The 15,475-nt window shown below is 73.5% G+C and carries 14 protein-coding genes; 9 read left to right on the top strand and 5 right to left on the bottom strand.

What is annotated here, in order from left to right:
• The first annotated feature begins 83 nt into the window (after positions 1 to 83).
• The 3 genes from AMIR_RS25435 to AMIR_RS25425 all read left to right on the top strand — a co-directional run bounded on the left by AMIR_RS25435 (position 84) and on the right by AMIR_RS25425 (position 3,614).
• Positions 84 to 293, top strand: a complete 210-nt coding sequence (locus AMIR_RS25435; RefSeq protein ID WP_015103570.1) for a helix-turn-helix domain-containing protein — start codon at positions 84 to 86, stop codon at positions 291 to 293.
• Between the two features lie 69 nt (positions 294 to 362).
• On the top strand, positions 363 to 1,172 hold the full coding sequence (locus AMIR_RS25430; protein WP_015803840.1) for an enoyl-CoA hydratase/isomerase family protein: 810 nt from the start codon (positions 363 to 365) through the stop codon (positions 1,170 to 1,172).
• Between the two features lie 495 nt (positions 1,173 to 1,667).
• Positions 1,668 to 3,614 carry an ABC transporter ATP-binding protein gene (locus AMIR_RS25425; protein ID WP_015803839.1) on the top strand — a complete coding sequence of 649 codons (1,947 nt, stop codon included), beginning with the start codon at positions 1,668 to 1,670 and terminating at the stop codon, positions 3,612 to 3,614.
• Between the two features lie 537 nt (positions 3,615 to 4,151).
• Here AMIR_RS25425 and AMIR_RS25420 read toward each other — a convergent pair.
• Positions 4,152 to 4,889 carry an SIS domain-containing protein gene (locus tag AMIR_RS25420; protein WP_015803838.1) on the bottom strand — a complete coding sequence of 246 codons (738 nt, stop codon included), beginning with the start codon at positions 4,887 to 4,889 and terminating at the stop codon, positions 4,152 to 4,154.
• A gap of 13 nt (positions 4,890 to 4,902) precedes the next feature.
• Between AMIR_RS25420 and AMIR_RS25415 the strand changes: the two genes are divergently transcribed.
• Positions 4,903 to 5,751: a DeoR/GlpR family DNA-binding transcription regulator gene (locus tag AMIR_RS25415; RefSeq protein WP_342626565.1), complete on the top strand. Its 849-nt coding sequence runs from the start codon at positions 4,903 to 4,905 to the stop codon at positions 5,749 to 5,751.
• A gap of 45 nt (positions 5,752 to 5,796) precedes the next feature.
• Here AMIR_RS25415 and AMIR_RS25410 read toward each other — a convergent pair whose 3' ends face one another.
• On the bottom strand, positions 5,797 to 6,534 hold the full coding sequence (locus tag AMIR_RS25410; RefSeq protein WP_041837015.1) for an SDR family oxidoreductase: 738 nt from the start codon (positions 6,532 to 6,534) through the stop codon (positions 5,797 to 5,799).
• A gap of 95 nt (positions 6,535 to 6,629) precedes the next feature.
• Between AMIR_RS25410 and AMIR_RS25405 the strand changes: the two genes are divergently transcribed.
• The gene (locus tag AMIR_RS25405; RefSeq protein ID WP_015803835.1) at positions 6,630 to 7,526 is read left to right on the top strand and encodes a LysR family transcriptional regulator; all 897 of its coding nucleotides are present in this window, start codon (positions 6,630 to 6,632) and stop codon (positions 7,524 to 7,526) included.
• On the opposite strand, the gene AMIR_RS25400 is transcribed toward AMIR_RS25405, so the two are convergent.
• Genes AMIR_RS25400 through AMIR_RS25390 form a run of 3 tightly spaced genes read right to left on the bottom strand, consistent with a single transcriptional unit; the run spans position 7,519 to position 9,145 of the window.
• Entirely contained in the window at positions 7,519 to 8,073 is a 555-nt protein-coding gene (locus AMIR_RS25400; RefSeq protein WP_015803834.1) for a nucleotidyltransferase family protein, read from the bottom strand. The two genes, AMIR_RS25405 and AMIR_RS25400, sit on opposite strands and share 8 nt — an antisense overlap.
• 4 nt (positions 8,074 to 8,077) lie before the next feature.
• Positions 8,078 to 8,263, bottom strand: a complete 186-nt coding sequence (locus AMIR_RS25395) for a helix-turn-helix domain-containing protein (RefSeq protein WP_041837014.1) — start codon at positions 8,261 to 8,263, stop codon at positions 8,078 to 8,080.
• A 51-nt stretch (positions 8,264 to 8,314) separates the two neighbouring features.
• Positions 8,315 to 9,145: an alpha/beta fold hydrolase gene (locus tag AMIR_RS25390; protein ID WP_041837013.1), complete on the bottom strand. Its 831-nt coding sequence runs from the start codon at positions 9,143 to 9,145 to the stop codon at positions 8,315 to 8,317.
• Positions 9,146 to 9,730: 585 nt separating this feature from the next.
• Between AMIR_RS25390 and shbA the strand changes: the two genes are divergently transcribed.
• The 4 genes from shbA (at position 9,731) to AMIR_RS25370 (ending at position 15,199) form a co-directional block, all read left to right on the top strand.
• A complete protein-coding gene (shbA, locus tag AMIR_RS25385; RefSeq protein ID WP_041838339.1) occupies positions 9,731 to 10,312 on the top strand; it encodes an RNA polymerase sigma factor ShbA in 582 nt (193 codons plus the stop codon).
• 18 nt (positions 10,313 to 10,330) lie between these two features.
• Entirely contained in the window at positions 10,331 to 11,368 is a 1,038-nt protein-coding gene (locus AMIR_RS25380; RefSeq protein ID WP_041837012.1) for a PfkB family carbohydrate kinase, read from the top strand.
• 261 nt (positions 11,369 to 11,629) lie between these two features.
• Positions 11,630 to 13,744, top strand: coding sequence for a transglycosylase domain-containing protein (locus AMIR_RS25375; protein WP_240438678.1), 2,115 nt, complete (start codon positions 11,630 to 11,632; stop codon positions 13,742 to 13,744).
• A 588-nt stretch (positions 13,745 to 14,332) separates the two neighbouring features.
• Positions 14,333 to 15,199 (top strand): M23 family metallopeptidase, encoded by an 867-nt coding sequence (locus AMIR_RS25370; RefSeq protein WP_015803829.1) that lies wholly within the window; start codon positions 14,333 to 14,335, stop codon positions 15,197 to 15,199.
• Positions 15,200 to 15,475 lie beyond the last annotated feature (276 nt).

Genomic DNA, 15,475 nt, shown 5'->3' with positions numbered 1-15,475 from the left:
GGCGTTCTCGCCCTCCGTGATCGATCATTGCGACGACAGGGGCTTTCAAGGCCCGACCTGCTGTCCACGGAAGGCGGGACAAGGTGGCTGACCTGAAGAAGGGCGCCCGGATCACCGGTGCCACACGGGACAAGCTGGCCGCTGACCTGAAGAAGAAGTACGAAAAGGGCGCGAGCATCCGGGCTTTGGCCGAGTCAACCGGGCGCTCCTACGGCTTCGTGCACCGGGTCCTCAGCGAGTCCGGTGTGCAGCTGCGCGGTCGAGGTGGCGCCACCCGAACGAAGAAGAAGTAAGCTACCCTCCGGTAACACAAGCGGGTGACGCAGGACGCGACACCCTCCCGGACCCGGAGGTTTCAGCGCATGTCGGCATCGAGCGCAGTGGACGCCGACCTGCTCGAGCGCGGTGGTGTGCGGCTCGTCCTCGACGGACCGCGCGCGACCATCGTGCTCGAACGGCCGGACGTGCTCAACGCGCAGACGCCGTCCACGTGGGAGGCTCTGCGCCACATCGGTGAGAAGCTGGGCCCGGACGTCCGCGTCGTGGTCGTCCGGGGCTCAGGTCGCGCCTTCTCGGCGGGCCTGGACCGACGGCTGTTCACCGGTGACCACGTGGACGGCGAACCCGGCCTGATGGACATCCTGCAGCGCGGTCCCGAGGGCGGGGCCGCGCTGATCGCGTCCTTCCAGGAGGGCTTCCGCTGGCTGCGCTCCCCGGAGCGGGTGACCGTGGCCGCGGTGCGCGGGCACGCCATCGGCGCGGGCTTCCAGCTGGCGCTGGCGTGCGACTTCCGCGTCGCCGCCGAGGACGCCCGGTTCCGGATGGCCGAGACCTCCCTCGGGCTCGTCCCCGACCTGGGCGGCACGCTGCCCCTGGTGCGGCTGGTCGGGTACTCGCGGGCCGCCGAGATCTGCCTGAGCGGGCGCAAGGTCGGCGCGACCGAGGCGCTGGCGATGGGGCTGGTCAACGCGGTCGTGCCGGTCGACGGGCTCGACGCCGCCGTGGACGACCTGGTCGCCGCCGTGACGCTGCCCCTTCCGGGCGCGACGCGCGAGACCCTGGCGCTGCTGGCCGCCGCCGCGGACGGGGCGTCCGAGGAGGAGCAGCTGCGGGCCGAGCGGGAGGCCCAGCTGCGCAGGCTCGCGGACCTCGCGGCGCTCGCCAGGTCCTGATCGCCGCCCCGGTCGTACGCCCGCGGTGGCGCTTCGGGGTGGTGCGGGATCGCGCAGGCGCTTCGTGGGCCCTCCGGTTCGCCCCGGCGGGGTCGGTTCAGTTCGGGAAAGTAGAACTGAAAGCGTTTTCAGGTTCCGTCCCCGATGCGGTTCGGGACGCCCCCACGGGTCTCCTCGGGGCGTGAAACCGGGCGCTGGGGTAGCTTTCGACACGTTTCCGGGGGCGTCTCAGCGGTCGCCGGACGAACGGTCCTTGTTCTTCCGGGTGGAATTCCGGGTTCCACGGCGGATCGTTTTGTGGGCCAAGCATCGCGCAAGTTCACTCGATCGTGTCACTTGCATTCCGCGCGTCGGCGGGATTGCGACGTCCCGCATTCCCCGGTGCGCGCCTCCTGGGCCATTCGCTACCTGAAAAATGTTCGCGTTCAGCGGAACCGGGGAAGCAAGCGGCGTCCCCCGGTGTTCTGCACGGGAGTGGAAGGTTCCTGGGCTCTGATGCGCGCGGCCGTGGCCGCCTCCGACACCCCGAACGGCGTCCGGCGCGGCACGTTCCGCCGGGTGCTCGCCTTCGCCCGGCCGCACCGGGCGAAGCTCGTGGTGTTCCTGCTGCTCACGGTCGTGTCGGCGGTGCTCGCGGTCAGCACGCCCGTGCTCGCCGGGCGGGTCGTGGACGCGATCGTCGGGCACGGCGACGTGTCCACCGTGGTCTGGCTCGCCGTCGTCATCGCGGGCATCGCGGTGCTCGACGCCGGGCTCGGCCTGGTCGAGCGCTGGCAGTCCTCCCGCATCGGCGAGGGCCTCATCCACGACCTGCGGCGCGCCGTGTTCGAGCACGTGCAGAAGATGCCCGTCGCGTTCTTCACCCGCACCCGCACCGGCGCGCTGGTCAGCAGGCTCAACAACGACGTCATCGGCGCCCAGCGCGCGTTCACCTCCACCCTGTCCGGGGTGGTCACCAACGTCATCCAGCTCGGCCTGTCGCTCGGCGTGATGGTCACGCTGTCCTGGCAGGTGACCGTGCTCGCCCTGGTGCTGCTGCCGCTGTTCGTGCTGCCCGCGAGGCGGATGGGCGCGCGCATGGCCGACCTGCAGCGCGAGGCGTCCGGGCTGAACGCGGGCATGACCACGCAGATGACCGAGCGGTTCTCCGCGCCCGGCGCGACCCTGGTCAAGCTGTTCGGCCACCCGCGCGCCGAGGCCGCCGAGTTCGGCGAGCGGGCCGCGCGGGTGCGCGACATCGGCGTGCGCACCGCGATGGCCACCCGCTGGTTCATGACCGGCCTGACCCTGGTGTCCGCGCTCGCCCAGGCGCTGGTCTACGGGCTCGGCGGGTACCTGGCGATCACCGGGGAGCTCGCGGCGGGCACCGTCGTGTCGCTGGCGCTGCTGCTGACCAGGCTGTACGCGCCGCTGACCGCGCTGGCCAACGCGCGCGTGGACGTGATGACGGCGCTGGTGTCGTTCGAGCGGGTCTTCGAGGTGCTGGACCTGGAGCCGATGATCGCCGAGCCGGAGAAGCCGGTGAAGCTGCCGCAGGGACCGCTGTCGGTGGAGTTCGACGGCGTCCGCTTCGGCTACCCGGCCCCCGACCGGGTGTCGCTGGCATCCCTCGAATCGGTGGCCACGTTGGACACGCGCGGTGGCGAGGAGGTGCTGCACGGGTTGGACTTCCGCGCCGAGGCCGGGCAGCTGGTCGCGGTGGTCGGGTCGTCGGGCGCGGGCAAGTCCACGCTGGCCTCGCTGGTGCCCAGGCTGTACGACGTCGACGCGGGCGCGGTGCGGCTGTCCGGGGTGGACGTGCGCGAGGTCGCCTCCGAGGACCTGCGCGGCGCGGTCGGCGTCGTCACCCAGGACGGGCACCTGTTCCACGACACGATCCGGGCCAACCTGCTGTACCCGAGGCCGGAGGCGGGCGAGGAGGAGGTGTGGGACGCGCTGCGGCGGGCCAGGCTGGAGCAGCTGGTCGCCTCGCTGCCGGACGGGCTCGACACCGTCGTCGGCGAGCGCGGGTACCGGCTGTCGGGCGGGGAGCGGCAGCGGCTGACCATCGCGAGGCTGCTGCTGGCCAGGCCCAGGGTGGTGATCCTGGACGAGGCGACCGCGCACCTGGACACCGAGTCGGAGGCGGCCGTGCAGGCCGCGCTCGGCGAGGCCCTGCGCGGCCGGACCGCGCTGGTGATCGCGCACCGGTTGTCGACCATCCGCTCGGCCGACGTGATCCTCGTGGTGGAGGGCGGGCGGATCGTGGAGCGGGGGACGCACGACGAGCTGATCGCGGCGAACGGGCGGTACGCGCAGCTGCACGGGACGCAGGAGGGCGCGCGGGGGAGCGGGACGGCGGACGCGGTGGTGGGCGAGACGGCGGGCGAGACGGCGGGCGACAGGCTGGGCGACGGGTCGGAGGACGAGGCCGCCGAGAAGGCGGGGGCCGCGCGGGCCTGACGCGCCGGGCGCGACCGGAACCTTCCCCCGCCCGCGCCCGCCGCACCACAAGCCACCCAGGAACCCCGACCAACGCCCCCGCCTGACCTGCCCGCCCGGCTCGGCCCGCCTCGCCCCGCTCTGCCCGTCGCGCCCGCCCCGCTCTGCCCGTCGCGCCCGCCCCGCTCTGCCCGCCGCCTACACGTGGCCCCCTCGGCCCGGGCACCCTCGTTCGGCCCGCCGGACCGCCCACGTCCGGCTCCATCGGGCCGTGACTGCCTGGCACCCTCGTTCGGCCCGCCGGACCGCCCAAGTCCGGCTCCATCGGGCCGTGACTGCTTGGCACACCTCGGTGGGCTGCGCCCGGCCGCCCTCGCTCGTCCCCCGCCGGGCCGCCCACGCCCAGAGCCCTATCGGGCCGTGACTGCCTGGCGCACCTCGGTGGACCGCGTCCGACCGCCCGGCCGTGCCCGCCCCGGCCGCACCCGGCGGAGCGTGGACTGGCCAGGAACCTCCCGCCCGGCCGCACCCGGTGGGCCGCGCCCGCCCGGCCCGCGCTCAGCCCAGCTGCGGCACCCGCGCCTGGTACTTGCGCAGCAGCCCCGCGTTCGCCGCGTCCCCGCCCTCCACGTTCGCGCTGCGCCACAGCGGCAGGTCCACGCCCTCCTCGGCGGCCTTGTCCACCAGCCGCACCATCACCAGGTTCCACAGGAACGTGGTCGCGATCGTGGACACCGCCGCCGTCACCGGCGCGTCCAGCGGGTAGCTGGAGTCGCCCGGCGGCACCAGGTTGTCCAGCACGATCGTGGCGTTGTCGGCCAGCGTCGACCCCGCCCGCCTCGGCGCCGCCGCGCTCGCGGACCGGGACGTCACGGCCACCACCGGGCAGCCCGCGTCGGCCGCGTGCGCGGCCAGCTCCACCGGGTACGGGTTCACGCCCGAGGTGGAGAACACGAACAGCACGTCGTGCCTGGCCAGCCCCGCCTCGCGCAGCACCTGGCCTGCCAGGCCCGAGCGGCGCTCGGCGGCGGTGCTGCTGATCGCGCCGTGCATCGGCAGCAGCTCCGGGTGGTACAGCGGGCGCACGCACGCCAGGCCGCCCGCCCGGTAGAAGGTCTCGGCGACCGCCGCCAGCGAGTGGCCCGCGCCCGCCGCGAGCACCACGCCGTCGCCCCGCACCGACGCCAGGACGAGCTCGGCGACGTCGTCCAGCGCCGCGGCGTTCTGCTCCTCCACCCTGGACAGCAGGTCGCGGACCGCGTCGCCGTACGCGGAACCGGTTCGCTTCGCACCCATCTGGTGACCTCCGGTGATCGGCAGCAAGGTGGGGCAGTCCTACCAGGAGGGTGGCGCGGGCCACCAGCCCTTGACCACGACCATCCCGGTTGTTCGGATGAACTCCGTGGATGTGGCACAGCGGCACGAGGTGATCCTGGGCAGCCTGCGGCACGGCGGGCGGGTGGGCGTCGCGGAGATCGCGGAGCTGGTCGGGTGCTCGGAGATGACCGTGCGGCGGGACCTGGACGTGCTGGAGCGCGAGGGCCTGCTGCGGCGGGTCAGGGGCGCGGCGGTCGGGATGCTCACCGGGCAGGCGACGCCCTACTCGGCGCGGGTGCGGCAGCGGGTCGAGGCGAAGCGGCGGATCGGGGCCGCCGTCGCGGCGATGCTGGACGACGGCGAGACGGCCGTCCTGGACGCCGGGACGACCACGCTGGAGGTCGCCCGCTCCCTGGTGGACCGGCGGGTGACCGTGCTGGCGCTGTCGCTGCACGCGGTCGACCTGCTGCGCGGCTCGGCGCAGGTGCGGCTGCTGCTGCCCGGCGGGGAGGTCAGGGCGGGGGAGCAGGCGTTCACCGGGCCGCTGACCGAGCACGCGTTCCGGGTGATGCGGTTCGACACCGTGGTGCTCAGCAGCTGCGGGCTGAGCGCGCGGGACGGGGTGTCGGCGCACGACCTCGGGGAGAGCGCGGTGAAGCTGGCCGCCGTGGGCGCTGCCGGGCGGGTGGTCGCCGCCGTGGACAGCTCGAAGTTCGGGCGGACCGCGTTCGGCCGGGTGTGCGGGGTGGAGGAGATCGACGTGCTGGTCACGGACGTGGACGCGCCCCCGGACGAGGTGGCGCGCATCCGGGACGCGGGCGTGGAGGTCGTGCTCGTGTGACCGGCCGGGGCCTCCGCGCGCGCCGGGCGCGCGGAGGCCTGCGGGTCACCAGGGCAGGGCGCCCTCGTCGTCGAAGAACCCGCCGGACGGGCCGCCGTCGGGCAGGGTCGCCAGGCGCAGGGCCGCCACCGCGCCCTGCTCGGGGGTGCGCGGGGCCTGGAACCCGGTGAAGTCGGTCGCCACCAGACCGGGGCAGGCCGCGTTCACCAGCACGCCCGTGCCCGCCAGCTGCCGGGCGTACTGCACGGTCAGCGCGTTCAGGTAGGACTTCGTCGGCGCGTACACCGCCATGACCGGGCCGCTCTGCGCGTCCGGGTCCGCCTGCCTGGTCAGGGACGCGACGCTGCTGGAGATGTTCACGACCCTCGGGGACGCGGACCGCCGCAGCAGCGGCAGCAGGGCGTTGGTCACCCGGACCACGCCGAACACGTTCGTCTCCACCACCCGGCGGGCCTCCGCCAGGTCCAGCGCGGTCGGGTCCTGCGACCAGTCGGGGGCGTGGTCGCCGGAGATGCCCGCGTTGTTGACCAGGACGTCCAGGCCGTGCCCCGCCTCCTCCAGCTGCCGCGCCGCCGCCGCGACGCTCGTGTCGTCGGTGACGTCCAGCGGCACGCCGAACGCGTCCACCCCCTCGGCGCGCAGCCGCGCCACCGCCTCCTCGCGGCGCGCGTCGTCGCGCGCCCCCACGCCGACCCGGTGGCCCAGCGCGCCCAGGCCCGCCGCGATCGCGTAGCCGATCCCCTTGTTCGCGCCGGTCACCAGCGCCGTCCTCTGCTCGTTCACCCCACCGATGCTCGGCTCGTCGCGCCGGGAGCGCCAAGACCCGTTGCGCCCGCTGTGATACCCGGCGGGTATCACCGGGGGCGTAGCCTCGTGCGGTGGACCTGGAGACGCGCGAGCTGCGCTACTTCGTCACCGTCGCCGAGGAGCTGCACTTCGGGCGGGCCGCCGAGCGGCTGGGCATGGCGCAGCCGCCGCTGTCCAGGGCGATCCAGCGGCTGGAGCGGCGGCTGGGCGCGGTGCTGCTGGAGCGCGACCGGCGCGGCGTCGCCCTCACCCCGGCGGGCGAGGTGCTGCTGCGGGAGGGGCGGGCCGTGCTCGACGCGGCCACCGCCGCCGCCAACCGGGTCCGCAGGGCCGGGGGCCGGATCGTGCTGGCGGTCAAGGCGGGCGCCGACCACGAGCTGCTCAGCAGGTTGCTGCCCGCCTACCGGGACGAGCCCGGCGCGGCCGAGGTGGAGGTGCTGCTGTGCGGGATCGGCGAGCAGGCCGCGCTGCTGCGCGAGGGGCGGGCGGACGCCGCGCTGGTGCACCGGCCGTTCGACGACGTGGCCGGCTTCGACGTCGAGGAGCTGCTGGTCGAGGAGCAGGTCGCGGTGCTGCCCGCGCGGCACCCGCTCGCCCGGCGCGCCACGCTGACCATGGCGGAGATCGCGGACGTGCCGGACCTGCCGCTCGCGCGGTGGCCGCGGCTCGAAGGCGGCTACCCGCCGGGGCCGGGACCGGAGGTCCGCGACCAGGCGCAGGTGTCGCAGCTCATCGCGCTCGGACTGGCGCTGCTGGTCATCCCGGCGTCCAGCCGGGCCTGGCAGTGGGCCGAGCACGCCGGTGTCCCGGTGGTCGACGCGCCCCCGGTCACCACGCTCATCGCCTGGCAGCCGCACAGCCGGTCACGGGCCCTCGCCGGACTGGTCCGCGCGGCCGTGCGGGTGGGGGAGGAGACCGGGCTCGGCGTCCCGGAGCACCCCGCGATGAGCGCGGGATCGATCAAGTAGCGGGCGGCACGTCGACGTCGTCGCCGTCGGCCACGTCCTCGCACGGCACCATCAGCACACCGTGCCCGACCAGGTAGTCGCGCGCGCCCACGTCGGCGCGCGCCGACTCCGACACCGGCCCCCAGTGGTCCCGGCCGATCAGCACGGGATGGCCGGGCACCCCGGCGTAGCAGGCTCTCGCCAGCACCGCCGGGGACGCCAGCACGAGCAGCCGGGCGACCGCGTCCGCCGTGACACCGGGGGTGTCCACCGGCAGCACCGCGACCGCGTCCCGGTCACCCGCTGCGGCGAGGCCCACGCGCAGGGACGATCCCACGCCCGTGGACCAGTCCGCGTTGTCCACCACCACCGCGTCTCCCAGCGACGCGGTGGCGCGCACCCGTGCGGATGAGGCGCCCAGCACCACGACCACCCGGTCGCAACCCGCCGCCCGGAGCACCCCGCAGGCCGTCTCGACCCACAGCGCGCCACCCTGCGACACCAGCGCCTTCGGGCGGCCGTACCGCCGTCCGGCGCCTGCGGCCAGGAGCAGGCCCGTCACCCCCACGGGGTCACACCAGTGCGCTGTGCCCCTTCAGCTCGGTTCTGCTCGCCACGGACAGCTTCCGGTACACCCTCGTCAAGTGCTGCTCTACCGTGCTCACGGTGATGTGCAGCCGCATGGCGATGGCCCGGTTGCTGTGTCCACACGCGGCGAGGGTCGCAACCCGACGCTCCGAGTAGGTCAACTCCGTCATAGTGAGGCAGACGTGCCACGACCCGGTAACGGTTCAACGACAAGTCGAAAATCATGAAATCGACAGGTTGGCCAGCAGCAGGGCGGTGACCGCCTCGGGGGCCTCCTCGGGCGCCCAGTGCGACACGTCCTCCAGCATCCGGAAGGTGTAAGGGCCGGTCACCCAGTCGCCCGTGGCCAGCGCGGCCGTGGAGCCGAAGGCCACGTCCTCGGTCGTCCACACGTAGAGGGTGGGCGTCGTCACCTTCCCGATCCGGCCGTCGGGGCGGCTCGCCCGGTACCAGTTGAGGGCCGCCGTCAGCGCCCCCGGCTCCTTCAGCCGCGACACGTACTCGTCCACCCGGCCCGGCTGCACCCGCCAGTCGAAGATCCGCCGCAGCGCCTCCGCGTCGTTCGCGAGCAGCTGCTTCTCCGCGCCGGACGAGCGCAGCTGCGCCATGTACCCGGACCGCTGGTGCTGCTCCTCGTCGGTGCGCATCGCCTCGCCGAGCGCGGCCGGGTGCGGGGTCGACACGACGGTCAGCGAGCGCAGCCGCTCCGGGTGCTCGGCCGCCGCCCACCACGCCACCGCCCCGCCCCAGTCGTGCCCGACCAGGTCGAACACCGGCCAGCCCAGCGCGTCGGCCACCGCGAGCACGTCGCCCACCAGCGACCCCATCCCGTACGCGGCCACCTCGGCCGGTCGGGCGCCGGGGGAGTAGCCGCGCTGGTCGAACGCGACCGCCCGGTAGCCCTCGCGGCCGAGCACCGCCACCTGGTGCTCCCAGCACACCGCCGCCTGCGGGAAGCCGTGCAGCAGCAGCACCGGGCGCCCGTCCTCGGGGCCCGCGGCGATCGCGTCGAACACGCCCTGGTCCGTCCGCACGCTCATCTGCTCGATCACTGTGTACCGGGTCCTTCCGTCGCACCGCGCCGTTCCACCCCCATCCTGGCCGGGAACCCGGCTCCCCGGTGATCGCGGGGGCCGTCTTGGTGGGGTCCCGCAGGAGCGCGGTCCCCCGCGCCCGCGTCTCGCACGCCACCCGACCGCCGCACCCGTCGTGACGCTCCGTCACAGCGTGAGGTCCACCCCTGTTCGGGCCTGTTCAGGCCGTCGGGTGGGCTGCCCGGCGGTGCGGCGACTCCTCCTGGTGCGCTAGCCCCCGACTCCGCTGGGCCGAACGGTGCACGTGATCCCTCAACCGGGTGCTCTTGCCTCTGTGAGCTCGAATCCCGTGGTCAGCTTGGCCCGATCAGGTATCAGCGCCCCGGCTGCGCGCTCCTACGAGTAGCCGGCGGCATCCGGCCGGGGTGGACGCGAGCGTGAGGGGGTCGCCGGATGGGGCACCACGCAGTCGTGCGGGCTGACTTCGAGATCGAGGGGATCGAGGCGGTCGGCGGCGACGGCGCCGTGGCGGGGGAGGGGCGGCGGATCCGGCTGGTCGGGAGCGGGCCGGAGCCCGAGCCCGGCGGGCCGAGCGCCGCCTGGCTGGCCGAGGCCGAGCTGGGCGACCTGGTCGACCACGCGCTGGCGGGCAGGCCGCGCGCGGTCGACCAGCTGCTGACGCGGGTCCAGCCGCTGGTGCTGCGCTACTGCCGGGCCAGGGTCGGGATGCGCGAGCGCACCCTGGTCTCGGCCGAGGACATCGCGCAGGAGGTGTGCCTGGCCGTGGTCGCCGCGCTGGGCCGCTACCGCTACGAGCCGACCTCGTTCCTGGCGTTCGTCTACGGCATCGCCGCGCACAAGGTCGCCGACGCGCGCAGGCGGGCGGTGCGCAGCCGCTCCGAGGTCGTGCCCGAACTGCCGGACACCCCGGCGCTGGAGGACGGGCCCGAGCAGCGCGCGGTCAACGGCGAGCTGATCGGCCACATCACCCGGATGCTCGGCAAGCTGCCCGCCAGGCAGCGGGAGATCCTGGTGCTGCGGGTCGCGGTCGGCCTCACCGCCGAGGAGACCGCCGCCGCCGTCGGCTCCACGCCCGGCGCGGTCCGCGTCGCCCAGCACCGGGCGCTGACCAGGATGCGGGAAATGGCCGCCGCGGTCGACCGGGTGGACCGCTCCGCCTCCTAGGGCCGGCATCGTGTGCGCATGAGCGACGAGGCGCCGTCCTTCGACGTGCTGCTGTCCGGGACGGTGTTCCTGGACATCATCTTCACCGGCCTGCCCCGCCCGCCCGCGCCCGGCACCGAGGTGTGGGCGGACGGGCTGGGCTCCTGCCCCGGCGGCATCGCCAACCTGGCCGTGGCCCTGCGCAGGCTGGAGCTGCGCACCGGGCTGTCGGCGGCGTTCGGCGAGGACGTCTACGCCGACTTCTGCTGGGAGGTGCTGGCCGAGCAGGAGAAGGTGGACCTGGGGCACTGCCGCCGGTTCTACGGCTGGCACACCCCGGTCACCGTCTCCATGGCGATGGACCACGACCGGAGCATGGTCACCCACGGCCACCAGCCGCCCGTCACCGCCGACGAGCTGCTCGACCCGCCGCCGTCGACCCGCGCGTGCTTCGTGCACCTGCAGGCCGAGGACGAGGCGTGGGTGCGCAAGGCCAAGGAGGGCGGGGCGCTGCTGTTCGCCGACATCGGCTGGGACCGCACCGAGGCGTGGGCGCCCGACCTGCTGACCAGGCTCGACGGGTACGACGCGTTCCTGCCGAACTCGGTCGAGGCGATGAGCTACACCCGCTCGTCCACGCCGGAGCTGGCCGCCGAGCGGCTGGCCGAGCTGGTGCCGGTGGTCGTGGTGACCAGGGGCGGCGGGGGAGCGGTCGCGGTCGACTCGGCCACCGGGGAGCGGGCGGACGTGCCGGGGCTGAGCGTGGCGGCGCTGGACCCGACCGGGGCCGGGGACGTGTTCGGCGCCGGGTTCGTGCTGGGCACCCTGGAGGGCTGGCCGCTGGCGCAGCGGGTGCGGTTCGCGAACCTGTGCGCGGCGCTGTCCACGCAGCACTTCGGCGGGTCGCTGTCGGCCCCCGGCTGGGCGGACATCGCGATGTGGTGGCGGACGGTGCGGCGGCGGGCGCGCGACGAGCGGGAGCTGCGCGAGTACGGGTTCCTGGAGGACGTGCTGCCGCAGCACGGCGTGGACGAGGTGCGGCGGGCCAGCGCGACGATCCGGCTGGCGCCCAAGTAGCCGGGCGGGGGCGGCCGGGCGGTGATCGTCACCCGGCCGTCCCGACCTCCCGCCCTCCCGCGCTGTCGCGTGCCTCACCACGGCCTCGTCTGCCTGGCGTTTCACCTCGTCCACAACCGGGCAGGAGTAACTTGCGGGTCAGGTCGCGCACGATCAACCCGGAATTTCCTCGCCGCTCCAGGCAACCGGGTTCGGGTCCCGCGCGACTTATCTGTGGAGGGGCGTCGTTTCCCCGCGGGTCTGGAAGGGGTTGCTGGTTCAGTGTTCGCCGCACGTGCGACAGGTCTGCTCAAGATGGTGGGGTTGTGCCTCACGGCGGGGGTTCTCGTCGCCGCCGTGCTCTTCCCCGTCGTCGGTGGTCTGGGGTTGGCCTCCAACCGCGCCGCCGACACCGTCGACCAGACCTCTGGCGAGCTGACCAAGGCCGAGCTGCCTCTGGTCACCACCATCCAGGACAAGGATGGGCAGCCCATCGCCTACCTGTACGACCAGTACCGCATCCCGGTGGCGTTCGAGGACATCGCCGACACGATGAAGGCCGCGATCATCGCGATCGAGGACCGCAGGTTCTTCGAGCACCAGGGCGTCGACTGGCAGGGCATCATGCGCGCCGCCGCGAAGGCGGGCGTCGAGGGTGAGACCTCCCAGGGCGCGTCCACGCTCACCCAGCAGTACGTGAAGAACTACCTCGCGTTCGTGGTGGGCAAGGGCTCCGATGAGGCGTACGAGAAGGCGACGGCTGCCACGATGGCGCGCAAGCTGAGCGAGGCGCGCATCGCCATGCAGCTCGAGCAGAAGATGACGAAGGAGGAGATCCTCACCGCATACCTGAACGTCGTGCCGTTCGGCAACGGCACCTACGGCGTCGGCGCCGCGGCGCAGACGTACTTCAACACCACGGCCGACAAGCTGACCGTCCCGCAGGCCGCCCTGCTGGCGGGCCTGGTCAACCGGCCGAGCGCGCTGAACCCGGAGGCCGGCGCGGACGCCGCCATGGAGCGGCGCAACACGGTCATCGACTACATGCGCGACAACGGCGCGTTCGGCGAGGACACCACGCGGGCCGACCAGCTGACCGAGGAGTACAAGGCCGCGCCCATCGGCGTGGTCGAGGACCTCAAGCTGCTGCCCATGGGGTGCGTCGGCGCGGGCGACGGGCCGATCTACGGCTCGTTCTGCCGCTACCTGATCGACTACCTGCTGGAGCACGGCCTGACCGAGGACGACCTGCGCAGGGGCGGCCTCACCATCAGGTCGACGATGGACGCGAAGGCGACGGTGGCCGTCAAGGAGGCCGCCGAGGGCCAGGTCTCCAAGACCACCCCCGGTGTCGCCAACGCGATGGCCGTGGTGGAGCCGGGCAAGGACAAGCACCGCGTCCGCGCGCTGGCCGCCAACCGGGACTTCGGCAACAACGCCGAGGCCGGGCAGAGCGCTTACTCGCTGCCCGCCGAGGTGACCAGGTTCGGCGCGGGCTCGATCTACAAGGTGTTCACCGCCGCGGCGGCGATGGAGCAGGGCAAGACCGGCATCGACCGGTCGGTCCCGATCCCGAACCTCTACACGTCGCGGGTCTACCGGGACGGCAACAAGGGGTACACCGTCAAGAACTACTCCAACGGCGCCGACACCAGCATGACCCTCACCAAGGCGCTGGCCACCTCGCCCAACACCGGTTTCATCATCCTGCAGGAGCAGGCGGGGCTGAACAACGTCGTGGACATGGCCTACCGGCTGGGTCTGCGCGAGGGGATGCAGGGCGTCAACCTGGCGGGTGACCCGCTCAAGGAGGACAAGTCCAACGGTCCGTCGCAGGGCGAGGCCGTGAAGCAGGGCAACATGGGGTCGTTCACCCTCGGCGCGGGTCCGACGAGCGTGCTGGAGCTGGCGAACGTGTCGGCGACGATCGTGAGCGAGGGCACCTGGTGCCCGCCGACCCCGATCGAGCAGGTCCTGGACCGCAACGGCAACCCGGTCCAGCTCCAGGAGGCGGCCTGCGAGCAGGCCGTGTCCCCGGAGCTGGCGGCGGCGCTGGCCCAGGGCATGAGCCACGACACCCTCCCCGGCGGCACCGCGGCGGGCGCGGCGTCCAGGGCGGGCTGGAACCGGCCGACCATCGGCAAGACCGGCACCACCGAGAACTACTGGTCGGTGGGCTTCATGGGCGCCACGATGCAGTACGCGGGCGCGGCCCTGACCTTCACCGACGGCGCGGCTCCGCAGGTCCTCTGCGGCAACCCGGTCCGGCTGTGCGGGCACGGGCGGGACGGTCTGACCGGTGGTGAGGTCGCGGCCCCGACGTGGTTCAACGCGATGAACAAGATCCACGAGGGGCTGCCCGCCGTTCCGCTGCCCCCGGCGACCAAGTACCGGTAGCGCCCACCGCCCGCCGGGGTCTCCCGGTGGACGTGGGGTGATCGGCTGGTCGCCCGTGGTGACCGTGGTCCCCGTCCCGCTTCCGCGGGGCGGGGACCACTGCTTTTCCGGTGCGCGGAACCCGGTGGCGGGTGGGTGGTTCCGCCGTTCGGCCCAGCCACGCTTCGTCACGCGTTCGGGGGCAAACCTCGGTTTTGGGCCCTGTTCCCGGCTTTGTCGATCACCGGCGAACGGGCTGGTCAGAGGGGCGATTCCGGGGCGGGTGGGCTCGGCGGCCCGCGCGAGGGTTCGCCGGGGTTGATCTCTGAACCGGTTCGGAGGACACGGGGTTGACCTGCGTAGATAACGGCCGGTCGGCGAGACGTCTCCGTCTTTGAACACGCTGTGTAATCAGCGGTGGGCTATCTCACTAAATCTCCGCAGTTCGTCACGAATGGGTTGCCCAGTTTCGTGACGTCGGGTTACGTTCTCCGCCGCATGTCACGGTTCGGTCTCTAGCAGGCAACGGAGGTGCTCCCCGAAGGCACCTCCACCCGGTCCCCCGGCCGGGTGTCCTGGACCGAGCCCCCCGAAATGCCTGGAGGAAAGTTGGCCCGCCACACGCACGCCCCCGGTCGCACCGCCTTCACGGCACCGCCGAAGGCTCCCGCGCCCGGTCGTCGCGGCTCGCACCGCGCGGAGGACGACAGGTCCCCGCTGCGTGGCCGGGTCACCGCCGCAGCCGTCGTCGCGGGCGCCATCGCGACCGGCTCGGGCTTCTTCACCGCGGTCGGCACCAGCGCCATCCCGCTCGCCGCCGGGGGAGACCTGGCGGGCGCGCTGCTGGTTCCGAGCGAGGGGGCGCCCGCGCAGGCGTCCGGCGCGCTCCTGACCGTGCACGAGGTGAACCCCGGCCTGGAGTCCGCGAAGCTCGTGCGCGGCGAGGGCATGGTGGCGCTCCAGCAGGTCGACCGCGTGGTGCAGCAGGCGAGCGCCGACTACGCGGTGAAGCAGGAGGAGCTGCGCAAGCAGCAGGAGGCCGAGGCCGCCGAGAAGGCGCGCAAGGAGGCCGAGGAGGCGGCGAAGCGGCCGAAGGTCGTGAAGCCCGCGCAGGGCTCCTTCACGTCCGGCTTCGGCGCCCGCTGGGGCACCACGCACTACGGCATCGACATCGCGAACTCGATCGGCACCCCGATCGTGTCGGCGATGGACGGCACCGTGATCGAGGCGGGCTCCGCGTCGGGCTTCGGCCTGTGGGTGCGCGTGCAGCACGACGACGGCACGGTGACCGTGTACGGGCACGTGGACACGATCGTGGCCTACGCGGGCACCAGGGTGTCGGCGGGCCAGCAGATCGCCACCATGGGCAACCGCGGTCAGTCCACCGGCCCGCACCTGCACTTCGAGGTGTGGCTCAACGGCGGCCAGAAGATCGACCCGGTCGGGTGGCTGGCTCAGCGCGGGATCGCGCTCTGAGGTTGTCTTTCCCGTCTCCTGGCGGGCCTGTGCACCTCTTGGGTGCCCCTGATCGGGGACGCTAAACACTCCGGGTCGCAGATCCGGGTGGCGGGACGGCTCAACGACGAGCCCGCGACTCCCGCCGACCAGGCTCCCCGTCGACCAGGCTCTCCGCCGACCGCGTTCCTCGTGGACCGCGTTCCTCGCGCCGGACCCCGTCGAGGCGGGCTCCCCACCGAACCGGCCCCCTCTCATTCCCCCGTTCGGCATACCGACCGGTCGGTACCCTGCGGT

It is taken from the genome of Actinosynnema mirum DSM 43827 (assembly GCF_000023245.1).
In the GTDB taxonomy this organism is placed as follows: Bacteria; Actinomycetota; Actinomycetes; order Mycobacteriales; family Pseudonocardiaceae; genus Actinosynnema; species Actinosynnema mirum.
Note: the sequence above shows the minus strand (reverse complement) of the source record. Positions and strands in the feature narration are given on the sequence as shown.

What these genes read in the sequence shown, in the direction of transcription:
- AMIR_RS25380 (WP_041837012.1), top strand. Translation starts at nt 10,331, where the DNA reads ATGAGCGACGAGGCGCCGTCCTTCGACGTGCTGCTGTCCGGGACGGTG.
- AMIR_RS25425 (WP_015803839.1), top strand. Translation starts at nt 1,668, where the DNA reads ATGCGCGCGGCCGTGGCCGCCTCCGACACCCCGAACGGCGTCCGGCGC.
- AMIR_RS25430 (WP_015803840.1), top strand. Translation starts at nt 363, where the DNA reads ATGTCGGCATCGAGCGCAGTGGACGCCGACCTGCTCGAGCGCGGTGGT.
- AMIR_RS25395 (WP_041837014.1), bottom strand. Translation starts at nt 8,263, where the DNA reads ATGACGGAGTTGACCTACTCGGAGCGTCGGGTTGCGACCCTCGCCGCG.
- AMIR_RS25420 (WP_015803838.1), bottom strand. Translation starts at nt 4,889, where the DNA reads ATGGGTGCGAAGCGAACCGGTTCCGCGTACGGCGACGCGGTCCGCGAC.